Genomic DNA, 22825 nt, shown 5'->3' with positions numbered 1-22825 from the left:
AATAGATTTCAATATATAAATGTTATTAAAGTAATACAAATTAGTATTATTTTTGGCTTTCAGTAATACTCAACGTTAAAAAAAGTAGCTAATTCCTTGATTTTACAAGGATTGTCAAATAAATAAAAATGGCTATTGCAAAGTATAATAAAACCTGAATGTCTAAAATTCCGGTTTCAATGCCTAAAACAGTGTATGTTAATATTAGGGAGTAAATTCCGATATAAAAATAATCTTTGGTAATCCTCATTAGTTTAAATCCGATGCCTAATATGAAACCCAAAATACTCATTTCAACAAAAACGCCGATTTTACCGAAATCAACTACCATCTGTCCTATTAGGCTTGGTGTGATGGTCACTTCGGTTCTCCAGGCGATTAGTTTTCCAACCATCATTCTTGGACCCAATTCACTTCCGGGTATTGAGCTGGCAAGTAGCTTACCATGTGTCAGGCCGAAATTTCCTCCGATAAAGTCAAGCAGGTCAAGAACGTGGAGTGTAAAATCTGCCCGGGACTGTAGTGTGTAAATCGGATTTGTTGATGATGTTATTGTTAACTCACCAAGTGAACGAAAATATCCAATTCCGATGATTGCACCTACACCAATTAGTGCACCGATTACAACTTCCCATAGAGAAACAATATTTCCATAGAAACCTATGATAATTATGATGAGAAATGCTGCAAGTAGTGGTGTCCTATAGCCTAGAAGTAATAAAAATGCACAGTCGATTGCAAGTAAAAAAATGAATCTGAACCTTGCCTGTGAACGGGTGATTTTTTCATCCTGAAAATCTTTGAGATATGCGCTTGCAAGCAGACATGTTCCAGGTATTATTAAAAACACGGGCATTGTAAAGATTGGTTTTAGTAGATATCTGATTGATGGCTTTAAAAGTGGAATTCCACCTACTGTTGCAATGCTTATGAAGAAAAACACAATACTGATTAATATTAAACAGAACCCTAATGAGTAAATGTCATCAACATCAAACCTGATTATTTTATCATTTTCACCGTTTAGGAAAAATCTCGGTAAAATTACGCATCCTATAAAAAATCCAACAAATCCGATAAGAATTGTCATTGTCAAACTCATTGAAAGACGGGTCAATGACAGTAAAAGGAATGCTGAAAAGAGAAAAATCACTATTAACGGATTAAAAATATGATTCTTTAGGATATTATTTTTGTTTAAAAAGCTTAAAAAGTTCTCACTGGGATATAAACTTTTAAAGAAACTGTTTACCCATTGATTTTCAATAAATCCTAAAATGGTAAAAATTGTTGTAAATAAAAAGGATTTGTGGAATTCATCACTAATTCTGTTGATTAGTGAAGTTAATGTGGAATAAATCATGCTCATATGACACACAACTTAAAAGTTTCTAATGTTTGTAACCTCATAGCTATTCTTGATATTATTTAATTCAGAATCACTACAATTATAAACTCTAAGAGTAATTTCATCAGTAATTCCATTTATTGAACCTAAAATTGAGTTTCCAGCGTCTAGATTTTGGCTGTTTGCTTTAGAAATGATTATCTGATTTGTCAGTTCAGAATTTGAAGATTTTATAGATACTCTTTTATTGTCTGATAACAGTTTATTTTCAATTTCCTGAATTTTTTTAGTGTCAATTGAATCAGTAGTGATTGTTGTGGAAATCTCATAATCACTATTGCTTAAATTTCTGTTTAAATCATTTAATGAAGTTATATTTTGCGGTTTGATTTTAAATTCAGTTAAATTTTCATAAACGCTGTTGTCTGATTCAATGGATATTGTTTTTATATAAATATCTGCATAAGGTGTATTTTTATACAAACCGGTTATGTAAGTTCCGTTGGCAGTTTCAATTAAAACTCTGACTGATGATCCCTCATCAACCCATTTGACAGTTCCATTGACTGTCACTTCTTCGCCTGTGCTTGAATTGAATCCTTCTACGGTAGCTTTAACTACCTTACCGTCTTTATAGTAATTTAGATATGTTTCTGGAAGTTTATTGAGTGTTGATGAATCAAAAGCAGTTTTCTGAATGTTTGATGAATCATCGCTGGTGATATGTATAAATGCAAATGCCACAGCACAGATGACCAGAATTATAATTATATAATCGATAATTGTAAATTTTATTTTCATATTAATCTTCGTAAATTGCTCCGACAGGGCAAACATCCACGCATTCGCCGCAGGAGTCACATTTGGTATTATCAATTATTATTGTATATGCTCTTCTTTCTATAGCTTCTTCCATGCAAACATCAATGCAATCTTCACAAACTCCGCATTCTTCCATATCAACTTTCAATTAATTCACCATTTAAAATCCATTTGTAGAATATAATTATTTATAACCTTAAATGTTTATATAGTTTGTCAAATAATATTATATTATATATTTCTCAATTTTGTTGAATATATTTAAAAAAGGGTAACATTTATATATAATGGTACTCAATATTACTATTGTATGCAAGGGTGCCCGAGCGGCCAAAGGGGGAGGACTTAAGATCCTCTGGTATAGGCCTTCGAGGGTTCGAATCCCTTCCCTTGCACTATTTTATAATTTTTCTCATTTCAAAATACCTGATTTAGCTTTAGTGGCTCAGCCGGTAGAGCGCCACCTTGGTAAGGTGGAAGTCGGGGGTTCGAATCCCCCCTAAAGCTCTTAACTATTTTTCAAAAGAACTATCACTTTTAAATATTAGGAAGTATAATATTAATTAGAAAAATATAAAATTATTTTTTTTAAGGTGAAAATATGAATTATAAAAAGCTAATACTTGTTGGTTTTATATCTGCATTTGTTGCAGTCTTAACTTCTGTTTTGGGAGTGGCAGGTACCATTATCGGTTCTGTAATTTCATCTGTTCTTTATAATATGCTTTCCGAAGCATTGGAAAAACCTGTAACTCAAGCATCATTCAGTTCTGATTTTGAATGGGATATTGCATATATATTTCCGTTAGTTGTGATTGCATTCATTCAGTTATTGCTGATTTTTGCTTTATTATCAGAGTTAGGATTCTTGCCAGGTACATTTGTTAATGTTTATCTTTCAATCCAAGATTTAGCTAATAATAATTTGTATCGACTTTTAGGTATAGCTTTACTAATTATCAGTGCTTATCCTTTAGTTTTAAAACCAGATTTTGTTAAAAAAGAACATGGGATACTATTAGTGTTTGTTGCTTTAATCTTTTTAGCAAGAGGTTTTGTAGATGTTGGAAATGCAATTACAAATATTTATGATGTTATTTTTGCACGCTTTGACTTGCCGATAGCTATATTGGCATTTTTCATAATTGTATTTGTCATAATTAGAATTTTGATGTCTGCAAGAAAATCTGATGGCGAATTCAAAAAGACTACACGCATATCTAATGGAGATAAATTCAATTCTCATAAAGTACGTAAAGTTCAAAATTCAAAGAAAAGTGAAAACTTTAATTCAAATAATCGTAAAATTAGAGTTAAAAATAATAAAAAAGTCAATCAACCGGATTATCACAAAAAATCCGATCCGGTTAATCCTCAAAAACAGCACAATGTTAAATTCGGACGTGAAATTGATAATGAGGAAGGTTCACCTAGAATCAATAAATCTTCAGGAAATATCCACTTTGAATCTAATGATTTATTGGATGATTTTAAAAAATAGATGGTAATATGGGTAAAAAAGATAAAACATTAAAAGAAATTCTAGATTACATATTATATGAAAATCCCTCCACTCAGGATGAAATTGCAGAGAAATTAGGGATATCCAGAAGATATGTTACTCAATTGTTACAACCTTTAGTCAAGGACGGCACTGTAAAAAGAGCTTATATGATTGATTTAAAAAGCTATGAGAAGTTTACAGAATCTTTGGATGACTATACAATTTCTAGAAACAGTACTGGAAATGTTTTACTAAATGATATGTTGGCCAATATGGCAAAACATGTTCACTCTCAACTTGAAAATTCTTTTAATGCCGTTTTGGAATATGATGAGAACTTGGCCAATAAGGCATTGGAAATGGATTTCGCTACAAACAATATGGTTGAAAAAATCCGAACTTCTGTTGAAACCATTTTAAGCATTAATCAGAGTTCCGAATTTTCAAAATCAATGCTTTATAATGAAATTGCTTATGATTTGGAGCGTATTGGTGATTATTGCGGCCATATTGCAAAATTTGTCATTAATGATATCTACGAAATTGACGAAAATATCTTGAAAAAACTCAGAAAGATGTATAAAACCGCCCAAAATATGATTCGTTTATCAATGAAGGCTTTCATTGAAAATCGAACTGAGCTTAAGGATGATTTAATGGAATTGGAGGATTCAATTCACATTCTTCAAACCAAATCAATAAATTTGATTGCGACTCAAATGGCTGAAAATTCTTTTGATGAAAAGGAGAGGTCAAACTATTTCATATATTTATTTAGAGTTATTAAAGCGTTTGAAAGAATTGGAGATATTTCCGTTGAAATGATGGATGTAGCTATAGAATTTCATGATAATATTCCAAGGCCTACAACTCCAAGGACTTTCAGATAAAAAATTATGTGATGATTAGTTTATTAATCATCATAAATTCTTGTTGTAGCGTGTCTGTCAGCCCAACATTGCACACAAACACCAATCGGAAGGCCTGCAGTGTGTGTATGTGCTTTTAAAATTTTTACATCTAAGGCTGTGGTTTTTCCGCCCAGTCCCATAGGACCAATTCCGGAGGCATTGATTTCTTCCAATATTTCTGTTTCTAGTTTAGCTATTTCCGGATCTGGGTTTCTTTCACCGACTTTGCCAAGTAAAGCTTTTTTACCAAGTTTTAAACATAAGTCTGATGTTCCTCCAATGCCCACACCAATTACTGTTGGAGGACAAGGTTTACCTTTGGCTTTAAGAACGGATTCAACAACAAACTCTTTTATTCCTTCAATTCCTTCAGCAGGCAAGGCCATTTTTAAAGCATTGTTGTTTTCAGAACCGAATCCCTTAGGTAAAATTGTTATTTCAAGATAATCTTCATCAATTAGCTCAATGTCGATTGGTGGAATGTAATCTCCAACGTTAATGTTTGTATTTTCACGGGTTAGTGGATCTACAATATTTGGCCTTATTGGAATTTCTTTTGTTGCTTTTTTAATTCCCTCTTCGATTCCGCCACGCAAATCTTCAACTTCGACATTACCTAATTTAACAAAAACTACTGGCAGACCTGTATCCTGACACATTGGAATGCCCTTTTCTTCTGCAAGTTCAATATTTTTTAAAATAGCTTCAAGATTTAGCCGGGCAAGGTCATGCTCTTCTATTTTCAATGCATCTTCAAGTGCTTTTCTTACATCACCGCCTAAAATGATAGCGGCCTGTTTGTAAAGTTCATAAACAGTATCTTTAATAACATCTTTAGTAATCAAAATAAAACCCTTTAAAATTTAATTAATTTTATTTTTGATTTCAAAATATTTAAATTTTGATTAATTGTTAAAGTCTGGGCTGATTATATTGTGTGTGTCATTTCAATTGGGAAAATTAGTTTATAAGATGTTCCATTATTAGTTTCAATTAAGCTGATCTTTCCGCCTAACTGCCTGCTTAGGCTTTTAATTATTTCACATCCCAGATTTTTAGTAATTTTTGAGGTATCTTTAATTCCAACACCATTGTCCTTAACTATTAACTGAGCAGTATTGTTATCTAATTTCTTTATTTCTTTAGTTATTTTTTTATTTGGTGCTGTCTTATCTGGGAATGCATGTTTGACGGAATTCATGGTTAATTCATCTATAATTAAAAGTAATGGGGTCATAACTTCCACACTTAAATTTAAATCTTCATCCACATAGGTTTCAAACTCAACTTCCACAGGCAAATCAACCAGATTTTTTGTTTGCCTGTCATGGTCAATCAGATATTCCTTTAAATTAATATTTTTGAAATCCCTGGCTCGGTATGTTTTTTCATGAAGCAATGCAAGTGAATTTAAACGTGTTTGCATATGTTCAATAATTAACTCCGGATCATTTTTATATGCTTTCTTTTCAAGATTTAAAAAGCTGTTAAGGACTTGCAAATTGTTTTTAACTCTGTGATGTATTTCTTTAATCAAAATCAGTTTTTGCTCATTTGACTCAACCAATTCATCTTGTTTTTTCATATCGTCGGTCATGTCTGTTAAAAATCCAAGACTGTGCCTACTTTCATTATATTCAAAGCTTTCAATGTACAAGTTGAGAATTTTTTTATTATTTGGATTTCCATTGACTGCATATGTGAATGTTTCATCGATTTTTGTTGATTTTCTATCGATTAGATTTTTAAGCATTTTAGCAGAGTCTTTTTCAATAATATTGGTTATAATACCTGGGGAATTATAATATGTTTCACGGTCTGTTTCAATTATATCATAAAATCCTTTGGAGTATTCATATTGTTTTCTGTTTAAGGGTTCAATTAACAAAGCTATTTTTTTGCTGTTTTTAAATCCTTTCAATAAAAAATCAACCGGTTTGGTAAGTTCATCATCAGAGTACATTGTAATGTCATTTATTAATCCTTGACGGATAATAAATCCACTTTCATCAAAATAAGAATAAATATTCACTTCTATAACTTTTAAAATTCCATCATTAGTTTTGATGCGGATAATTTCTTCGCACTGGGCTGTTTCTTTGTTTGTAATATTAAAAATCTTATCGACAATATGTTTGTCTTCAGGTATCGCCAAATCAAAAACTATATTGTAGTATTCATCGGCTTCTTCTTTTGCACGGTTGATGATATTATATATTCCTTGTGACCAAGTATATTTTCCATGTAGAGTATAATAACTTCCAGTTTGAGAAAAACTTTCCATTAAATTGGTTTTATCTTCATCAAAAGTTCTATAATTGGTATCAATACGTTTACTCACTGTTGCATCAACATTATGAACAGTTATAAATATTCTTTCTGCATCATAAATTATTTTTGCAGTATTTACTTTTGTTACTTTGTTGTTGTTATAATAAACAAATCTTATATTTTTGGTATTGTGGCTCGTATAGACATCAAATAAATAATCATACAATATATTAAAATATAATGGGGAAATTTTGCTCAACAATCTGCCTTTAGCGTCTTTTTGAGTTTTACCATATCTTTCAAGGGTAAAATTACCTATGCCGTTAATAATAAAATCTTTTCCACTATCATACGGAATTAATGTATGAATTTCGACAGGAATATTGTTTATAAGTTTTTGAACTGGAATGTCTTCGACACTGAACTCTTTTGGAGTTGGTTTGTAGAAATCTTTTTTTTCTGCATTAAAAATTCTTACTTCATCAATACCTTCCAAATGCCTATATTCTTTTTCAATTCTCATCTAAACATCCCATTTTATTCACATATTTAATATAATTATATGGTTTTATTCATATTTAAATTTTGATTATGTTAATTGGGCAGACTGCTACACATTCTCGGCATTTAGTGCATTTTTGATAATCTAATGTGATGGCACCGCCCAATACAAAAATAGCATTTTCCCTGCAAGCTTTTATGCATGGAGCATCTGATGGTTGGCAGTGCATACAAAATAAAATAGGAGTGTCAACATTTTGTGTTTGTTGACAACTTCCGCAGGTTGTACAGTCCGTACAATTTCCTTTAATATTATACATAATTTTTTTATTCGTCTAAAACAAGTCTTGCCCTTGCTTGACCTGTAATGACGTGAACAAATCCACCTTTACTGCTATTAGGTTCGTATAATCCGGCCATTTTAGCAAGATATTTTTCCTGATTTTTGGCTCGGACTTTTTCAGGATCAGCAACGCTAATAGCTCTTTTGGTACATGCTTTGATACATGTAGGACCTTCTTCTCTGTCAGCACAAAGATCACATTTTTCAGCAATTTTTGACTGGAAAGTCATTGCACCAAATGGACATACCATTACACATAATCCGCAACCGATACATTTTTCTTTATCAACGCCTTCGTCGGTAATTGCGTCAGTCGGACAGATTTTTATACATGGTGCGCTTTCACAGTGTTGACATACAATGGCATAAAAGGAAGAATCATGTTCTATAATTTTTATCCTACTAGCACTATGGACTGATGCGCACATGTTTTCACAGTTAAGACATCCGTCACATAAATTGCTGTTTACAAGAATACTTTCCATTGTTCTCCTCCTATAAACCTAGCTCTTTACACTCTGCATCAACATATTTTTGGATTTTTTCAATGTGTTCTTCATCTAAGTGTCTGAATCTTTTTTGTGGTGCTAAGTATTCTTTTACAGGTTTTCTTTCTTCAGGTCTGTAAGTAATTTCAAACTGACCCTTTTCGATTTCATATAAAATCCAAGATCCAGTTTCAACAGCTAACCTGCCCATTTCAATAGTTCTTTCAGAAGGATATCCCCAACCGGTAGTACATGGTTGTTGTAAGTGAATGTATGCTGGTCCTTTAATTGATGCTGCTTTTTTCACTTTGTTGACATAATCTTCAGGATATGCAATTGATGCTGTAGCCACATATGGAATTCCATGGGCGGCCATAATCATTGGCATATTCTTTTTAGGTTTGTCTTCTCCAAAACTTGCAGAACCTTGAGGTGAAGTAGTGGTACTTGCACCATATGGTGTTGCTCCACTTCTTTGAATACCTGTGTTCATGTATGCTTCGTTATCGTAACAGATGTAAAGCATGTTGTGGCCTCTTTCCATAGCTCCGGATAATGATTGTAAACCGATATCTACAGTACCTCCGTCACCACCGAAAGCGACAACATTAACATCATCTTTTCCTTGAATTCTTAAAGCACTTTCTACACCGGATGCTACTGCTCCGGAGTTTTCAAATGCAACGTGTATAAATGGGACTTCCCATGAAGATTCTGGGTATGGTGTAGTCATAACTTCAAGACAACCGGTAGCAGAAATAGCTACAGTGTTTTCGCCTAAAGCATTAAGAGCTAATTTTACAGCAATGGATGCTCCACAACCAGCACAACCTCTGTGTCCCGGTGCTAATAAATCTTTATCAGGTATATCTACCATATCTATTCCTCCTTAAGTCCAATCCATGTAACATCTTTTTCTGGCACTTTGGTTTTTTCATATGCTTCTATAATTGCATCAGGGGTAATGTCTCTTCCACCTAAACCTGCGATAAATCCATAGATTTCTTTATCGATTTTAACTTTCATATCAGCATAAAGTGCTCCACCAATTCCGAATGTGAAGTTTTTATCAATAACAGCTATTTTTTCACAATTTGCAACAGCTTCTTTAATTGCTTCTACTGGGAATGGTCTGTAAGCTCTAATTTTAAGTAAACCTACTTTTTCTCCTTTTTCTCTTAATTGGTCTACCATTACTCTAATAGTACTGCAAAGTGATCCCATTGCAACAAATATTATGTCTGCATCTTCAGTTTTGTATGCGTCAACAAGACCATATTTTCTTCCGAATATTTCTGCGAATTCATCGCAAGTTTTTTGAATTACTTCAATGGAGTTATTCATTGCAACTTCCATTGCGTATCTTGCTTCAGTATAATAATCTGGGTCTGCAAAGTTACCGATGGACATTGGTTCTTTTGGATCAAGGTATGCATGTTCTGGTACATATGGAGGTAGGAATTTGTCTACACTTTCCTGGTCTGGAATTTCGACAGGTTCAACAGTGTGTGTTAAGATAAATCCGTCTAAACATACCATTGACGGAAGCAATACATTAGGATTTTCTGAAACTTTGTAAGCCATTAATGTTGTGTCTAATGCTTCCTGAGCATTTTCAACATAAATTTGCAACCAGCCTGCATCTCTTTGTGCAATGGAGTCTTGTTGGTCATTCCAAATGTTCAATGGTGCGGAAATTGCTCTGTTTGCATCAGCTAATACGAATGGAGTTCTCATACCTGCTGCTGCAAATAAAATTTCGTGCATTAACATTAATCCTTGTGAAGATGTTGCTGTAAATACTCTTACTCCAGCACCACTAGCTCCAACAGCAGCACTTATTGCACTGTGTTCGGATTCTACTTTGACATATTTAGCATCAATTTTTTCATCAGCAACATATTGCGCCAAATATTCTGAAATTGTAGTTTGCGGAGTAATTGGATAAACAGGAATAACTTGTGGTTTAGCTAATCTAACAGCTTCTGCAACTGCTTTATTTGAGGTCATTACTTCTTTTACCATTTAATCACTCTCTTTATTCTTTTACCATTTCGATTGCATCGGAAGGACATTCGTATGCACAAATTCCGCATCCTTTACAGTAATCGTAATCAATATCATGTTGTTTGTTTACACTGGCGTCTGGACAAAATAGGATACAATTGTCACAATCGATACATTTTTCTTTATCCAAAATTGGTTTAAATGTTCTCCAACTTCCAGTTTTGTTATTTCTACTATTGCCTGGGTTTTTAATTACACATCCTATACTTACCATTATAATCACCCTTAACCCATTTCATAAGCTTTTTTAGTAGCTTCTACATTTAGTTCTCCAACTTTACCTGGGAATGTTTCTTTAATCACTTCGAGAAGTGATTCGATGGTTACTGCTTGGGTTTTCTTAGCAAAATATCCTAAAATAATAGTATTTACAATGTTACGTCCTAACATGTCTAATGCAATTCCAGTTGCATCAATACTGTAAACTTCATGTTCTCCACTGCCTTCAAAGCTTTGAGTGTTGATGGTTACTTCAGTATTGTCTTTAATTCCGGAAAATACATCTACTACATTTAATAATCCATCATCTAAAACAAGTACGTAGTCTGGATTATATACTTGATATCTTAAATCAATTGGCTTATCATCAATTCTTGTGAAAGCCATAACTGGAGCTCCTCTACGTTCAACTCCAAAGAATGGAAAAGCTTGGGAATAGTTACCGTCTTTAAATGCTGCTTTTGCCAAAATCTCAGCAGCAGTTACAGCTCCTTGTCCGCCTCTTCCATGAAAACGAATTTCAATCATTAATTTTTCCTCCATATATTTATCATGTATAATCATTATAAATTACAAAATATATAAATCTTATGTTAAATTTTAATTATTTGATAAATTTGTTTAAATTATTTTGTTTAAGTCTATTGTTTTTTGTTTATTTTTTCAACAGAGGATTTATAATACTTATTAATGATTGTTGAGCATTAAAAAAAGTTTTTTTAATCAAATTTTTCTAAAAAGATTAAATATTAATTAATTCATATAATAATTATTATATTGACTTTATTGACTGGTTATTATGAACGTTTTGATTATTACAGGTAACTTGGCATACCCATTAATTAAGGAAGTGGTTGCCGATTCAAAAGAAAATATTATTGTACATGTTGCCGAAACCCAGGTTGCAGCATTTCTAACTCCTAGGCAAATCATTAAAGAAGTTAAAACTCATTTTTCAGATAAATTGGATGATATAGATTTGATTTTAGTTCCGGGATTGATTAAAAAAGGCACAAGGGAAATCACTAAAGAGTTGGGGATTCCGACATTTAAAGGTTCGACTGACGGAGCAGACCTTGCAATGGTATTGAATCTAATAGATGATATTACTTTATCAGAAGATAAGCCTGCAGATAAACTGATTGAAGAAGAAAAAAGAAAAGAGGCTTTTAAATTCATTGAAGATTTTGAAAATGATGAGGAAAACATTAAAGAGCTGCTTAAAAAACCCAATAATATTCTAATAAGAAATCTGCCGGTAGGTGAGGATTTTCCGATGAGAGTGCTTTCAGAAATTGCAAATGCTCCATTTTTATCAAAAGAAGCTTTGATTAATAAATGTCAATATTTCGTTGACTCCGGTGCAGATATGATTGATATTGGAATGGCTGCTGGAGAAGACTTTTCGGATAAAATTCCTGAATTAATCGAAACATTAAGACCAATCGTGGGCGATAGGCCATTAAGTATAGATACATTAAATGCCAATGAAATTAAAGTCGCAGCTGAAAATGGAATTGATTTTGTTTTAAGTCTGGATTTGGGAAATAATGGGGAGGTTCAGGATATATTAAAAGAAAAAGGAATTCCTGCAGTATTGCTTCCAACAAATTTCACACAGGGAATATCTCCAAAAACTCCTGCTGAAAGGGTTGAAGCTATGCATCAGCTAATTAAGGATACTGAAGGTTTGGAATATGTTGCAGATTTAATTTTAGATCCGGTAAACAGTTCAAGCATTGTCGAGTCCATCATCGCTTGTCATGATTTTCATAAGGTTAATCCTGCCCCAATGTTTTTTGGTGTGGGAAATGTAACTGAGCTGATGGATGCTGATTCTGGAGGAGTCAATGTCCTTTTGGCAGGAATAGGCATGGAACTGGGTGTTAGTATATTATTTACTCCTGAAGAAAGTGGAAAAACAAGAGGCAGTGTTTATGAGCTTTCAACTGCATCGAAAATGATGTTTTTAGCAAAACACAGAAAATCAATTCCAAAGGATTTGGGAATAAATCTTGTTGCATTTAAAGATAAACACAAAAGAAATGACATCATCTTAAATGAACGGGACGGCGTTGAAGAAACCCGACTTCAAAAGCCTTTAAAATTCATAAGGGATAAGGCGGGCAGTTTCAAAATTAGCGTTGATTATGGAACAACTGTAAAGGACAGTAAGATTATTGCAACTCATTTTAAGAAAAATCAGGCAGATCTGGTTATTGTAGGTCAAACAGCTAAAGAAGTTTATGAAGAAATTATAACAAAAGAACTGGTAACTCGTATGGAACATGCAGCATATCTGGGTTCCGAATTGCAAAAAGCAGAAATAGCGATGATTACTGGAAAAGAATATGTTCAGGATTTTGAATTGTTCAAAAATCCTGATGAATTTAAAAATTAGTTTTAATTAAAGTCCGAAGGGTCATAAGTTCCTTCAGCTTGTCCGGCTTGAGGACTTTGTGATTGACTTCCACTATCTACCTGTGATTGACTGCTCTGCGAACTATCCTGGGAAACGGACGAACTAGAGCTTGAACTGCTGACACTACTTTCGGATGAAGTTGGTGCATAAGCTCCAGTATCATGGCTGGTTGTTGTATTTGTTGAAGAATCGTTTAATGATGTATTATTTGTATAGGTAGTATTATTTACAACCGGAGAATCATTATGCATTAATGTAAGTCCAGTTCCGGTTATAACTAAATATGCTCCTAACGCCAATACAATAAGAATCAATAGAATTATTATGATTGCATTATCAGTTTCCATATTTTTTTAACCTCCTTGATTAATATTATATTACTTATTAAATAATATATAAATAGTTACATAAATCTTATATTTAATTATAATAAATTATATTTATCGATAAAAATTATGGAAGGTAAAAGTTTGCAAACAGAAAACATTTCAATAAAAGACATTGATAAATTACTTTTAAGTTCTGATTATGTTTCAAATAATGAAATATCCACAACAGTTTATTTATCATTACTTTTAGGAAAACCTATGCTTATTGAAGGTCCGCCGGGTGTTGGTAAAACAGAGCTTGCGAAAGTAATTGCAAAATCATTTGAAAGAGATTTCTTCAGGATTCAATGTTATGAAGGAATTACATTTGAACAAATTGTCGGCGAATGGAATTATCAAAAACAACTATTGCATCTCGAAGCCGCCAGAAATGAATCAAACACTGAAGAAAAGATATTTGATGAGGAATACTTTATCAGAAGGCCGCTTCTTAATGCATTTTTAAACCAGAATGATTCTGTATTGTTAATTGATGAAATTGATAAGGCTGATGAGGAAGTTGAAAGTTTTTTACTTCAGGCGTTGGGTGAACAGGAAATCACCATCAATGATTTGGGAACATTTCAGCTTCAAAACGATTTGATTGTAATTTTAACTTCAAATTCACAGAGATCCCTTCTTGATGAAACCAAAGACAGATGTCTATTTTTATATATTCCATATCCGAGCATTGAAAGGGAAATTGAAATCGTCAAATCAAAAATACCTGAAGCGGATGATGAAGTTGTTTCTGTAGTTGTAAAATTGGTTCATGAGATACGTAACCTTAATTTAATGAAAAAACCTTCAGTTAGGGGAACTGTAGATTGGGTTAAATCTGTAACCAATTTAGGTACTAAAAACATGGATGAGTCTTTAGAAAGTAGTATTGGTGTAGCTATTAAAACTGAAAGCGATAAAAAACGTGTTATTAAGGATGTTTTAAACAAAAGATAATATGATTTCAAAAATTGCAACTTTATCCTCTCAGCTTAGAAGTGAAGGGCTGCCGGTAAGTATAAGAAGCACACAGTCCGCTGTTAAAATATATAATGATTTTGGCGAAGATGACAGGCAGCTTTTAAAAACTGCCTTAATGGCTATTTATGTTAAAGACAGATATGACATTCCCAAATTCAATAAGATTTTTGAACAAATTTTCAAAACAGAACCTGAAAAGGAAAATGATATTCAATCAGAACTCAATAAGGCCTATAGGGGTAGGGGTCCAAAATCCAACAAATACATTATTAAAAAACAGAACAACACTTTCCAAAAAATCAATAAGGAAAAGGCTGAAAATGAAAAAATAAAAATGCTTTCAGGCCAGCCTCTTTTGGATGAAGTCAAACAGCTTGAGCGTGACGGCGAGCTGATGAATAAGGACTTAACCAAACTGAATAGATTTGACCCTCGGATGCTTGAAATATGTCAGAGATTAGGTAAAAAAATTGCAAATAAACGTTCAAGAAGAAAGGTTCAAACCCATTCAAATAAAATCGATATCAGAAGGACTATCAGAGCCAATTTGAAATATGGTGGAGTGCCGTTTGAGCTTGTAAAGGCAAAGCCAAGACCTCACAAGAATGAGCATTTGTTTTTAAATGACATCAGCGGGTCCTGTGAATGGATCAGTAGTTGGTTTTTCATGCTGATGTTTTCAGCGCAAACTGCTTTTAAGCGCTCAAGAACATTTGAATTTGACAATAAGGTAATTGAAACTACCAAAGCATTAAAGGAAGAATACTTGATTGATTCATTTGTAAAAGTTAAGGATATGCGTGTTAAAAACATGATGGTCCACGGTACCTCAGACATGTATTCTGCATTCAAGCAGTTTCAGGAGGTCGCAAATATTAACAATAAGTCTTATGTAATTATCCTGTCTGATTGTAGGGATTGGGCAGGCCCAAAAGTTAAAGGAATTCCTGCAAGTGTGGAGCTCGTTGAAGAAATGGTAAGAGATTCAAAAAAGGTTATTATTCTAAATCCCGAAGACAGAAATAAATGGGATGTAGTTGACAGTTGTGTTTCACTGTATAGGGATGCGGGAGCACAGGTTTTTGAGGTCAACACCCTAAACCAGTTGGCAAGGTTTGTAGAACAGATGTAGGTAGAAAATATGCAATGCAGTAAATGTGGAAATCCCAAAGTCATTATCAAAAAGGAACAGTCAGGACAATTGTTATGCAAAGACTGTTTCATTGAATCTATTGAAAGAAAAGTCAAAAGGACAATTAAAAAAGAAAAGTTACTTGACAGGGGAGATAAAGTTTTGGTAGCACTTTCAGGCGGAAAGGACAGTGTGACAGTTTTAGAAATTTTAAACTCCTACAGGGAGCGAAACATCATAGACATTTGTGCTGTAACTGTTGATGAAGGAATTGACAATTACCGTCAGGACGGTGTTGATATTGCAGTCAGACATGCCGAACGGCTGGGCATTGAACATAAGGTGGTATCCCTTAAAGATGAATATGGAATTACTCTAGATGAGATAATGCAGACTGATAACCATAAGGGATCATGCACATACTGCGGTGTATTCAGACGCACCATCATTAACAAGGCCGCTCGTGAGATGAATGCCACAAAGATTGCAACAGGACATAACCTTGATGATGAAGTCCAGGCAATTATGATGAATTATCTTGAAGGAAATACTGGTAATCTAACTAAATTGGGTGCCAAAACGGAATCAAAAGCAGAAGAGTTCACAGTTAAAATCAAACCTTTAAGGGAAATTCCGGAGCGTGAAATTGGACTTTACGTTGTTGCAAAGGATTTGGAAGTTCACTTTGACAGCTGTCCGTATGCAATGCAGTCATTCAGAGGTGAAGTTTCAGAAGTTATTAACCAGCTTTCGCAAAGCCATCCGACCATTAAATATTCCACACTTAGAGGTTATGATAAAGTTAAAAATATTTTGAAAAAGGAACTTAAAAAGGATTATGCTCATGGAAGATGTGCAAGATGCGGCGAGCCTTCATCAAATGAGCTTTGCAAAGCATGTTCCTTTTTAGAAGAGTTAGGAGTGTAATTATATGTCATTTACTTTAAAATATAAAAACATTAATGAAGAAAAGGAAATTCCTCGTGAAAATTATACTATTAAAGATTTGCTCAATGATTTGGAGTTATCTGCTCAAACAATTGTCTCTAAACAGAATGGGGAACTTGTAATTGAAGATACTGTAATCGAAGAGAATGATGAAATACAGTTGGTTCAGATTATTTACGGTGGTTAAGTGAAAATAAGTTACGAATGTGGGCCTTGCTTTTTAAGACAGGCTAGAGAAGCTCTTGATTTATCAACTGATGATGAAGACCTTAAAATGGAGATAATTCGAGAAATTTTTGAATATCTCAGTGAATGTTTTAAAAAAGGCACCAATTCAAATAGTACTGGTTCTACAATGCATGCCATTATCAAAGAAAGGACCGGCTGCAGTGACCCATATTTTAGAGAAAAAATTGAGGGCAATGAATTGGCTTTGAAATATCTGCCTGATGTTAAACGGATATTGGATGAAGATGACAGCCTGGAGAATTATGTAAAGATAGCTATTATTGGAAATATTCTGGATTTTGGTGCATTTACATTGGATGATGATATTGAAAGCGTCATAAAGGATTCCTTAAAAAAGGATTTGACTGTTAAAGATATTGTTGAATTTGAAGATTCACTTAAGACAAATAAGAAAGTATTATATCTTGTGGACAATACTGGTGAAATCGTTTTCGATAAGTTGCTTCTTGGAAAAATTAAGCAATATGGTATTGACATTACAATTGCAGTTAAATCAGAACCGATTCTAAATGATGCATGCATGGCCGAAGCTTTGGATGCAGGTCTTGATGAGTTCGGCGAGCTTGTAGAAATTGGTGCTGGAACAGTCGGTTATGTCGACAGTAAGATTTCAGAGGAATTTAGAGAAATTTTCAACGACCATAAGTTCATTATTTCCAAAGGTATGGGCAACTATGAAGGACTAACTGAAATAGATTTATCTTCAAAAGAAATCTACTTTTTGTTATGTGCGAAATGCAATACAATTTCAAGAGACATTGGGGTAAATCTCCACGATATGCTGTTATTTAAAAAATAATTATTGATAATATGATTATAGGTTTAATAGGTTTTGGAAAAGTATCGAAAAATCTTTTTAATTTAATCAAATCCGATGATATTCAGTTTGTCACATCTTTTGAAAACAGATCATCTAAAACAATAGAACACATTAAAAAAACCGATATTGAAGTTTTTGATTCATTTAAGGAGGTTGCTGTCAATTCAGATATTTTAATTTCAGCCACTTCTCCGGGTTCCGCTTTGGATGTTGCCAAAAATTATGGAAAATATTGTGATGGAATTTATCTTGATTTGAATAATATATCTCCAGATACCACTTTCGAAATCGCTGGGAGCGTTAAAAATTTGGTTGACGGAGCAATTATTGGAAAAATTGACTCTGAAAATCCCATATTATATGTTGCGGGCAAAAAATCAGATGATTTGCAGTTTTTAAATGAGTTCATAACCACTAAAAAAATAAGCGACAATATTGGTGATGCAGCTATTTTAAAATTGCTTAGAAGCAGTTACACCAAGACATTGTCTGCACTGCTTATTGAATCATCGGAAATTGCCAGAAAAAACAATCTTGAAGATGAATTTTTTGAAATATTGGCACTAACTGAAGGCGATGAATTCAGGGAAAAATCAATTTCAAGAATTAATAATACCTTGGATAACTCTAAAAGAAAAAGTGAGGAGTTAAACCAGATTATTGATTATTTTGATGATGAAGAGCTAATAATGGTTAAGGCAGCATTAAAAAAGCTTAACCGATAACTACTTTGACCTTAAACCCTTTTTTGGCTTTTTTTATGCTTCCGCTTACTGGTATAAAGTGGGAATCCATAATGTATCTTAAATAGGTCACTTCCACTGCCGGAAGCCTTAAGTTTGTTTTTATCTTTTTGCCTTCACTTTTAAACTGAACAGAAATCTTGCCGTTTTTATCGACATACAAATCCGTTTTAATACCTTCTTTTGTAATTTTTGTTTCGAATTTTGTTAAGTTAAGCCCTGCTTCAAGTGTTAAAGGTGCATCAACAGTTATCTTTTGACTTCTGAATGTTTCATTTGCCTGACGGGCACTTATGCCCTTTTCACCTTCACTTGCAACATACCATGCCCTGTCGATTACTCTTTGAACCTTCTGATTATCCGGTATCACTCCAGTTGACTCGTAACTTTTCATTAAATTCATTACTTCCTTTTTGGTTACTTCCATTTCGATAGCGCTAATGGCAAGTCTTGTCATTACAGGTCCATAATCTGATCTTCTAAAAACAGCCCATATAGATTCGGGGTCTCTATAAACCCTTCTTTTTATAATTTCATTGATGGTATTTCCATTAAGGTAAGCTATTTTTTCAAGGTTTCCTCTGGAATAGGTATTCATTCTTTTATAGATTTCATTCCAGTTTCTCTCACCGGGCACTCTGCCGGCGTCAATTTCACGTTGCAGAATCTCAACTGTAGTTTTTGGAAGCAATTTTTCAACATCTTTTGAAATTAACATGCCATTGTCAATGATGGATTGTCTTATAAGTCTTCCGGAGTACTTTTCTTTGTTGAATTCTTTTACAACATGATATGTAAGTTTGGATCCAAGAAACTCATTAATTGCATACCATCTGATTTCATTTCGGTTGGTGTAACTTTTAGGCATTCCGACAAAGTTTCCTTCGCTTATAAACTTTTCAGCTTTGGACTTTATCTCGGAAAGAGGAATGCTTGCTGAGGTAATGTAGTCAGTAACTCCATCATCTATCATCTGCTTGAGTCTGATTGGAACGCTATATGATAGAACTAATCTGTGATGAAGTCCTTCAAAGGATTTCACTTCATCTGCTCCTAATGCCAGTGCCATTTCACGGCGGGCTTCGAAATTTACAAAAAACGGAGCGTGATTTGCACTAAATCCTTTATTTAAATAAACCACAACTTTTTTATTTTCCTCATCAGCTAACTTGTGAGCTTGTCTGATTAATTCCTCATGACCTTTATGCACCGGGTCAAAATCTGCACTTATTCCAATCAATATTAACACCAAAAAAAGAGTAGGATAGATTTATCTATCCATTAATTTTAAAACACCACTGATTACTAACCATATTCCGATTAATGTACCAAGAACTATCGGATTTGAAATGTAGGTTCCAATCACTATGTATAATAAACCAAGGATAATTCCAGCTATTCCAATATAAAATCCATATCTTGAGCTGCGATTATTGATTAATGATGCCACTGCAACAACAATCAGCATTATTCCTGCAAGATATAATGTGATTTCTGTTAAAAATCCAAGTAATGCAGGATTGAATATTAATCCAATACTCAAGAATAATAACAGAAGTCCCAAAATCAAATCCATTATTGCTCCGGTACCGTTATAGTCTATTATGGTTACTCCAACAATCAGTAAATAAATAGACATTAACAATACTGAAAGACCTATTAAAGAACTAACTCCAATGAGTCCCAATACTGGAAATATAATAATTATTAATCCGAGAAGTATCGCCAGTAAACTAACAAATTTAGTTTTCATATTTTCCTCCTACTATTCTATTATTCCTTTAATTATATTAATATAATGGGATATGTTTAATCTCAACTGTTGAGCTGTTCATGTCTGAATTTTCTATTTCAGCCAACCATTCATTTTTACATTCGCATTCATATTCAATCGGCTTTTGAGTTAAATTGTTGGCTATTATCATATGTTTCAAGTCTTTATTGCATTTTTTACAGTTATATGGTCCACGTCTTGAACCGAAACCAGAGGTATCTAGAAGTGCAGGCATATCAATTTCTTTCCTAACTGTATTTATAATTTCAATGCATGACCAAATCCAAGGTGGCTGATATGCTCCCTTTCTCCAAAACCTTTCAATGACAGTTCCGCCATGTATTGTTGCAGGACAAAATGAAAGTCTGTTTACTCCAATGGAATCGCAATATCTTGCAGTTTCTATTGCTTCTTCAATGGCTTGCTTTTCAGATACTAGAATTGGTTTTACAAAGATATATGCTTTTGATTTTAAATTGTATCCTTTAGTTTCTTTTAGATTTTGCATTAGTTTAACAGCATCTTCAAAGTCCTGGCGGGTAAAACCTTTGTTGATTTTTTTAAGACGGGTATAATCGTCGGATGTTTCAAGACCGATGCTGACTTCAAATAATGTGTCACCAATGATTTCAAAAATTTCATCCAAAACATCTTCCTTAACATATTCCGGTCTTGATTCAACAATTATCTCGGTAACATTGCCTAAATTAACCAATGTTTTTAGAATTTCATCACGGGCATCCTTTGGAAGTTCATAAGGATTTAAAAAACTTCCTGAAGCAAACAGTTTTACTGAAATTTTGTCCTCTTCAGCTATGGGGTGCCTTTCGAGATGCTGGTTGAATATTTCTAAAATGGTTTCTGTATCGATTGGTTCTAAGGTACAATCTGAAACATAGCTGCACATTGTGCATCCGCCGCTGTCTCCAAGTGCCCAAGCACATCCTGGAGTAGGTAATATGATAAATAATGTTTTTGAAACACCGTCGTAAGTTAAATCATCATTATACCAACTCGCTCCAACTTGCTGTGGAGTTTTTGGATCTTTTCGCTCAAAAGCTCTTTGTCTAATATCTTTACATAAATTTTCAATTTCCATTATAATACCTGCAATATAATAATTATAATATTATATAATAGGATTTTTTAATAATTAAAATTGTTGTTGAAAAATAGTTTGTTAATAAGTTGTGTATACTGGTTTAAAAAAATAAAAAAAGAAAAAGTAAGCAAGTTTAGAAACTTGCAATTACGTCTCCTAATAATTTAATGGATTCTTCTACGTCTTTACCAACAGGGGAACCTGCTACGTATTGAGTTACACCCATTTCAGCTAAGCCTTCAATTTTTGGAATGAACTCATCAGGAGTACCACATACTGAGAATGCGTCTAAAGCTTCGTCAGTTACAGCACCGATAGCTCCACCGAAGTCACCTTTAGCTAAGAAAGCACCCATTTGTTCGTTGAATCCTTCAGGTAATCCGTGTCTTTCGATAACTGGAGGTGGGGAACCTGCTGCGATAAATGCAACTACAATTTTAGCTGCGTTTTTAGCTGCGTCAGAGTCTGCACCAATGGAAGTTGCAGTGTATGCACCTACATCGAACTCTTTAGCTTGGTCTCCAATACCTTTTTTGATCATAGGCATAGCTGCTTCGTAATCTTTAGGGTTTGAAGCGTTAATTAATACACCATCTGCGATTTCTCCAGCGGTTTCTAACATTTTAGGTCCTTGTGCACCCATGTAAATAGGGATGTGTTCTTGGACAGCTTTTGCTCCACCTAATGCTGCTCCGCCTTCAGTTTTTTCACCAGCTAATAAAGTGTTAATGTCAGCGATTGCTGCTTTAATAGTTGATACAGGTTTGGTCCATTCAATTCCTAAAGCGTCAAAAGTTGCTTTGTCACCAGGACCGATACCGAAGGTTGCTCTTCCTTCTGAGATTTCGTCAATGGTTGCGATTGCAGAAGCTGAGATTGCAGGGCTTCTTACGTATGGGTTGGTTACACCAGGACCCATTTTAATGGTTTCAGTTTCAGCTGCAATTAATGCTAAGGTTTCGTATACGTTTTTGTTGTTGTAGTGGTCTGTGATCCATGCGTATTCAAAACCAACGTCTTCTGCTAATTTTACTAAACTTACTAATTCTTTTAATGGTATTTGAGGTACGAATTCTATACCGAACTTCATATTTTATCACCAATAATATCTTTGGTTTAGCTATATATAAAGTAATTATTATTTGAATTAGATAGAAAGTTTTAAATATTAATCCTGTTTTTGGTTTGTGTAGTTTATTAAAAAATAAGTAGTATTAAATAATTTATTTTTTGTAATACTCTTTTGTTCGAATCTATAACAATGATTATTCATGATAAATTAGTTTGAGAATAGTTAATAATTATTATTATTTCAATGTAAATAAAATTCATATAAATTATTTTTCTTTAAAATTAATTAAAAATTGTTATTTTTAAATTTAATATATATTTGCAATGTTTTTTAATTAACTTTGTTACTATAATTTATCCATCTATTAGTTGTGCTATGTGTTTTATGGCGTTGGTTTAAGTCTTATTGTATTTACAATCATGACTATGATGACTGCTTTTCCGCATGTAGCTATAATTTATCATGTTTATTATTAATTAGATTATTAATATCATAAATGTGCTTTTGTGAGTACTTGAGTTTTTCAGGTATGATGTAAGTTTTGTAGATGTGGTGAAATTTGATTATAGAAACTTTTAAATCAAATTTTATGTGTATACATACTCGTCTATGTTTTTTTAGCGTACTTCATAATAATCTTTACTTTTATTATGTCTGTTATGTGTTCAATTCTGTTTGATCCTGGCAGATGTTACTGCTATTGGGATTCGATTAAGCCATGCAAGTCGAACGAATTTAGA

At 33.3% G+C, this 22825-nt stretch carries 25 protein-coding genes and 2 tRNA genes; 11 read left to right on the top strand and 16 right to left on the bottom strand.

Annotated elements, in window-relative coordinates; genetic code table 11:
- Positions 1 to 88: 88 nt before the first annotated feature.
- The 3 genes from IJL02_RS04570 to IJL02_RS04560 are packed head-to-tail and all read right to left on the bottom strand — an operon-like array spanning position 89 to position 2318.
- On the bottom strand, positions 89 to 1369 hold the full coding sequence (locus IJL02_RS04570; protein WP_292810526.1) for an oligosaccharide repeat unit polymerase family protein: 1281 nt from the start codon (positions 1367 to 1369) through the stop codon (positions 89 to 91).
- A 12-nt stretch (positions 1370 to 1381) separates the two neighbouring features.
- On the bottom strand, positions 1382 to 2149 hold the full coding sequence (locus IJL02_RS04565) for an adhesin (RefSeq protein WP_292810513.1): 768 nt from the start codon (positions 2147 to 2149) through the stop codon (positions 1382 to 1384).
- 1 nt (position 2150) lies between these two features.
- Positions 2151 to 2318, bottom strand: a complete 168-nt coding sequence (locus IJL02_RS04560; protein ID WP_292810500.1) for a 4Fe-4S binding protein — start codon at positions 2316 to 2318, stop codon at positions 2151 to 2153.
- 164 nt (positions 2319 to 2482) lie between these two features.
- Between IJL02_RS04560 and IJL02_RS04555 the strand changes: the two genes are divergently transcribed.
- The 4 genes from IJL02_RS04555 to IJL02_RS04540 all read left to right on the top strand — a co-directional run bounded on the left by IJL02_RS04555 (position 2483) and on the right by IJL02_RS04540 (position 4564).
- Positions 2483 to 2565: transfer RNA gene (locus IJL02_RS04555), tRNA-Leu, on the top strand.
- A 39-nt stretch (positions 2566 to 2604) separates the two neighbouring features.
- Positions 2605 to 2677 (top strand) — tRNA-Thr (locus IJL02_RS04550).
- A 94-nt stretch (positions 2678 to 2771) separates the two neighbouring features.
- Positions 2772 to 3671, top strand: a complete 900-nt coding sequence (locus IJL02_RS04545; RefSeq protein ID WP_292810484.1) for a hypothetical protein — start codon at positions 2772 to 2774, stop codon at positions 3669 to 3671.
- An 8-nt stretch (positions 3672 to 3679) separates the two neighbouring features.
- Positions 3680 to 4564, top strand: a complete 885-nt coding sequence (locus tag IJL02_RS04540) for a phosphate uptake regulator PhoU (protein ID WP_292810476.1) — start codon at positions 3680 to 3682, stop codon at positions 4562 to 4564.
- A 23-nt stretch (positions 4565 to 4587) separates the two neighbouring features.
- Here the strand turns inward: IJL02_RS04540 and IJL02_RS04535 are convergent, their stop codons facing one another.
- The 8 genes from IJL02_RS04535 to IJL02_RS04500 form a co-directional block, all read right to left on the bottom strand.
- Entirely contained in the window at positions 4588 to 5430 is an 843-nt protein-coding gene (locus tag IJL02_RS04535) for a fumarate hydratase (RefSeq protein ID WP_292810466.1), read from the bottom strand.
- A gap of 83 nt (positions 5431 to 5513) precedes the next feature.
- Positions 5514 to 7379 carry a histidine kinase dimerization/phosphoacceptor domain -containing protein gene (locus tag IJL02_RS04530; protein ID WP_292810449.1) on the bottom strand — a complete coding sequence of 622 codons (1866 nt, stop codon included), beginning with the start codon at positions 7377 to 7379 and terminating at the stop codon, positions 5514 to 5516.
- Positions 7380 to 7434: 55 nt separating this feature from the next.
- Positions 7435 to 7677 (bottom strand): 4Fe-4S binding protein, encoded by a 243-nt coding sequence (locus IJL02_RS04525; RefSeq protein ID WP_292810433.1) that lies wholly within the window; start codon positions 7675 to 7677, stop codon positions 7435 to 7437.
- Between the two features lie 7 nt (positions 7678 to 7684).
- Positions 7685 to 8185, bottom strand: a complete 501-nt coding sequence (locus IJL02_RS04520) for a 4Fe-4S dicluster domain-containing protein (RefSeq protein ID WP_292810421.1) — start codon at positions 8183 to 8185, stop codon at positions 7685 to 7687.
- Between the two features lie 10 nt (positions 8186 to 8195).
- Complete coding sequence (gene porB / locus IJL02_RS04515; protein WP_292810410.1) at positions 8196 to 9065, bottom strand: pyruvate synthase subunit PorB; 870 nt, start codon at positions 9063 to 9065, stop codon at positions 8196 to 8198.
- Positions 9066 to 9067: 2 nt separating this feature from the next.
- Positions 9068 to 10213 carry a pyruvate synthase subunit PorA gene (gene porA, locus IJL02_RS04510; RefSeq protein WP_292810384.1) on the bottom strand — a complete coding sequence of 382 codons (1146 nt, stop codon included), beginning with the start codon at positions 10211 to 10213 and terminating at the stop codon, positions 9068 to 9070.
- Positions 10214 to 10226: 13 nt separating this feature from the next.
- Positions 10227 to 10469: a pyruvate synthase subunit PorD gene (gene porD / locus IJL02_RS04505; RefSeq protein WP_292810361.1), complete on the bottom strand. Its 243-nt coding sequence runs from the start codon at positions 10467 to 10469 to the stop codon at positions 10227 to 10229.
- 11 nt (positions 10470 to 10480) lie between these two features.
- A complete protein-coding gene (locus IJL02_RS04500; protein ID WP_292810339.1) occupies positions 10481 to 11002 on the bottom strand; it encodes a pyruvate ferredoxin oxidoreductase subunit gamma in 522 nt (173 codons plus the stop codon).
- 271 nt (positions 11003 to 11273) lie between these two features.
- Here IJL02_RS04500 and IJL02_RS04495 point away from each other — a divergent pair, with 271 nt between their 5' ends.
- Complete coding sequence (locus tag IJL02_RS04495; protein WP_292810328.1) at positions 11274 to 12875, top strand: dihydropteroate synthase-like protein; 1602 nt, start codon at positions 11274 to 11276, stop codon at positions 12873 to 12875.
- A 2-nt stretch (positions 12876 to 12877) separates the two neighbouring features.
- Here the strand turns inward: IJL02_RS04495 and IJL02_RS04490 are convergent, their stop codons facing one another.
- A complete protein-coding gene (locus tag IJL02_RS04490) occupies positions 12878 to 13243 on the bottom strand; it encodes a hypothetical protein (protein WP_292810324.1) in 366 nt (121 codons plus the stop codon).
- Between the two features lie 108 nt (positions 13244 to 13351).
- Between IJL02_RS04490 and IJL02_RS04485 the strand changes: the two genes are divergently transcribed.
- The 6 genes from IJL02_RS04485 to IJL02_RS04460 are packed head-to-tail and all read left to right on the top strand — an operon-like array spanning position 13352 to position 18119.
- Positions 13352 to 14221 carry an AAA family ATPase gene (locus IJL02_RS04485; RefSeq protein WP_394357493.1) on the top strand — a complete coding sequence of 290 codons (870 nt, stop codon included), beginning with the start codon at positions 13352 to 13354 and terminating at the stop codon, positions 14219 to 14221.
- Position 14222: 1 nt separating this feature from the next.
- Positions 14223 to 15377, top strand: a complete 1155-nt coding sequence (locus tag IJL02_RS04480; protein WP_292810310.1) for a VWA domain-containing protein — start codon at positions 14223 to 14225, stop codon at positions 15375 to 15377.
- A gap of 9 nt (positions 15378 to 15386) precedes the next feature.
- Positions 15387 to 16304 (top strand): TIGR00269 family protein, encoded by a 918-nt coding sequence (locus IJL02_RS04475; protein WP_292810295.1) that lies wholly within the window; start codon positions 15387 to 15389, stop codon positions 16302 to 16304.
- Positions 16305 to 16308: 4 nt separating this feature from the next.
- The gene (locus IJL02_RS04470) at positions 16309 to 16512 is read left to right on the top strand and encodes a MoaD/ThiS family protein (RefSeq protein WP_292810280.1); all 204 of its coding nucleotides are present in this window, start codon (positions 16309 to 16311) and stop codon (positions 16510 to 16512) included.
- The gene (locus tag IJL02_RS04465; protein WP_292810260.1) at positions 16513 to 17373 is read left to right on the top strand and encodes a DUF89 domain-containing protein; all 861 of its coding nucleotides are present in this window, start codon (positions 16513 to 16515) and stop codon (positions 17371 to 17373) included. It begins immediately after the preceding gene.
- Between the two features lie 11 nt (positions 17374 to 17384).
- On the top strand, positions 17385 to 18119 hold the full coding sequence (locus tag IJL02_RS04460; RefSeq protein ID WP_292810236.1) for an NAD(P)-dependent oxidoreductase: 735 nt from the start codon (positions 17385 to 17387) through the stop codon (positions 18117 to 18119).
- Here the strand turns inward: IJL02_RS04460 and IJL02_RS04455 are convergent.
- The 4 genes from IJL02_RS04455 to mer form a co-directional block, all read right to left on the bottom strand.
- Positions 18109 to 19386, bottom strand: coding sequence for an adenylyltransferase/cytidyltransferase family protein (locus IJL02_RS04455; RefSeq protein ID WP_292810172.1), 1278 nt, complete (start codon positions 19384 to 19386; stop codon positions 18109 to 18111). The genes IJL02_RS04460 and IJL02_RS04455 overlap by 11 nt on opposite strands.
- A 21-nt stretch (positions 19387 to 19407) precedes the next feature.
- Positions 19408 to 19890, bottom strand: a complete 483-nt coding sequence (locus IJL02_RS04450) for a DUF308 domain-containing protein (RefSeq protein ID WP_292810080.1) — start codon at positions 19888 to 19890, stop codon at positions 19408 to 19410.
- A gap of 37 nt (positions 19891 to 19927) precedes the next feature.
- On the bottom strand, positions 19928 to 21010 hold the full coding sequence (locus IJL02_RS04445; RefSeq protein ID WP_292809984.1) for an archaeosine biosynthesis radical SAM protein RaSEA: 1083 nt from the start codon (positions 21008 to 21010) through the stop codon (positions 19928 to 19930).
- Between the two features lie 136 nt (positions 21011 to 21146).
- On the bottom strand, positions 21147 to 22103 hold the full coding sequence (mer, locus tag IJL02_RS04440) for a 5,10-methylenetetrahydromethanopterin reductase (RefSeq protein WP_292809884.1): 957 nt from the start codon (positions 22101 to 22103) through the stop codon (positions 21147 to 21149).
- Positions 22104 to 22825 lie beyond the last annotated feature (722 nt).

It is taken from the genome of Methanobrevibacter sp., from assembly GCF_017427765.1.
Taxonomy (GTDB): Archaea; Methanobacteriota; Methanobacteria; order Methanobacteriales; family Methanobacteriaceae; genus Methanocatella.
Note: the sequence above shows the minus strand (reverse complement) of the source record. Positions and strands in the feature narration are given on the sequence as shown.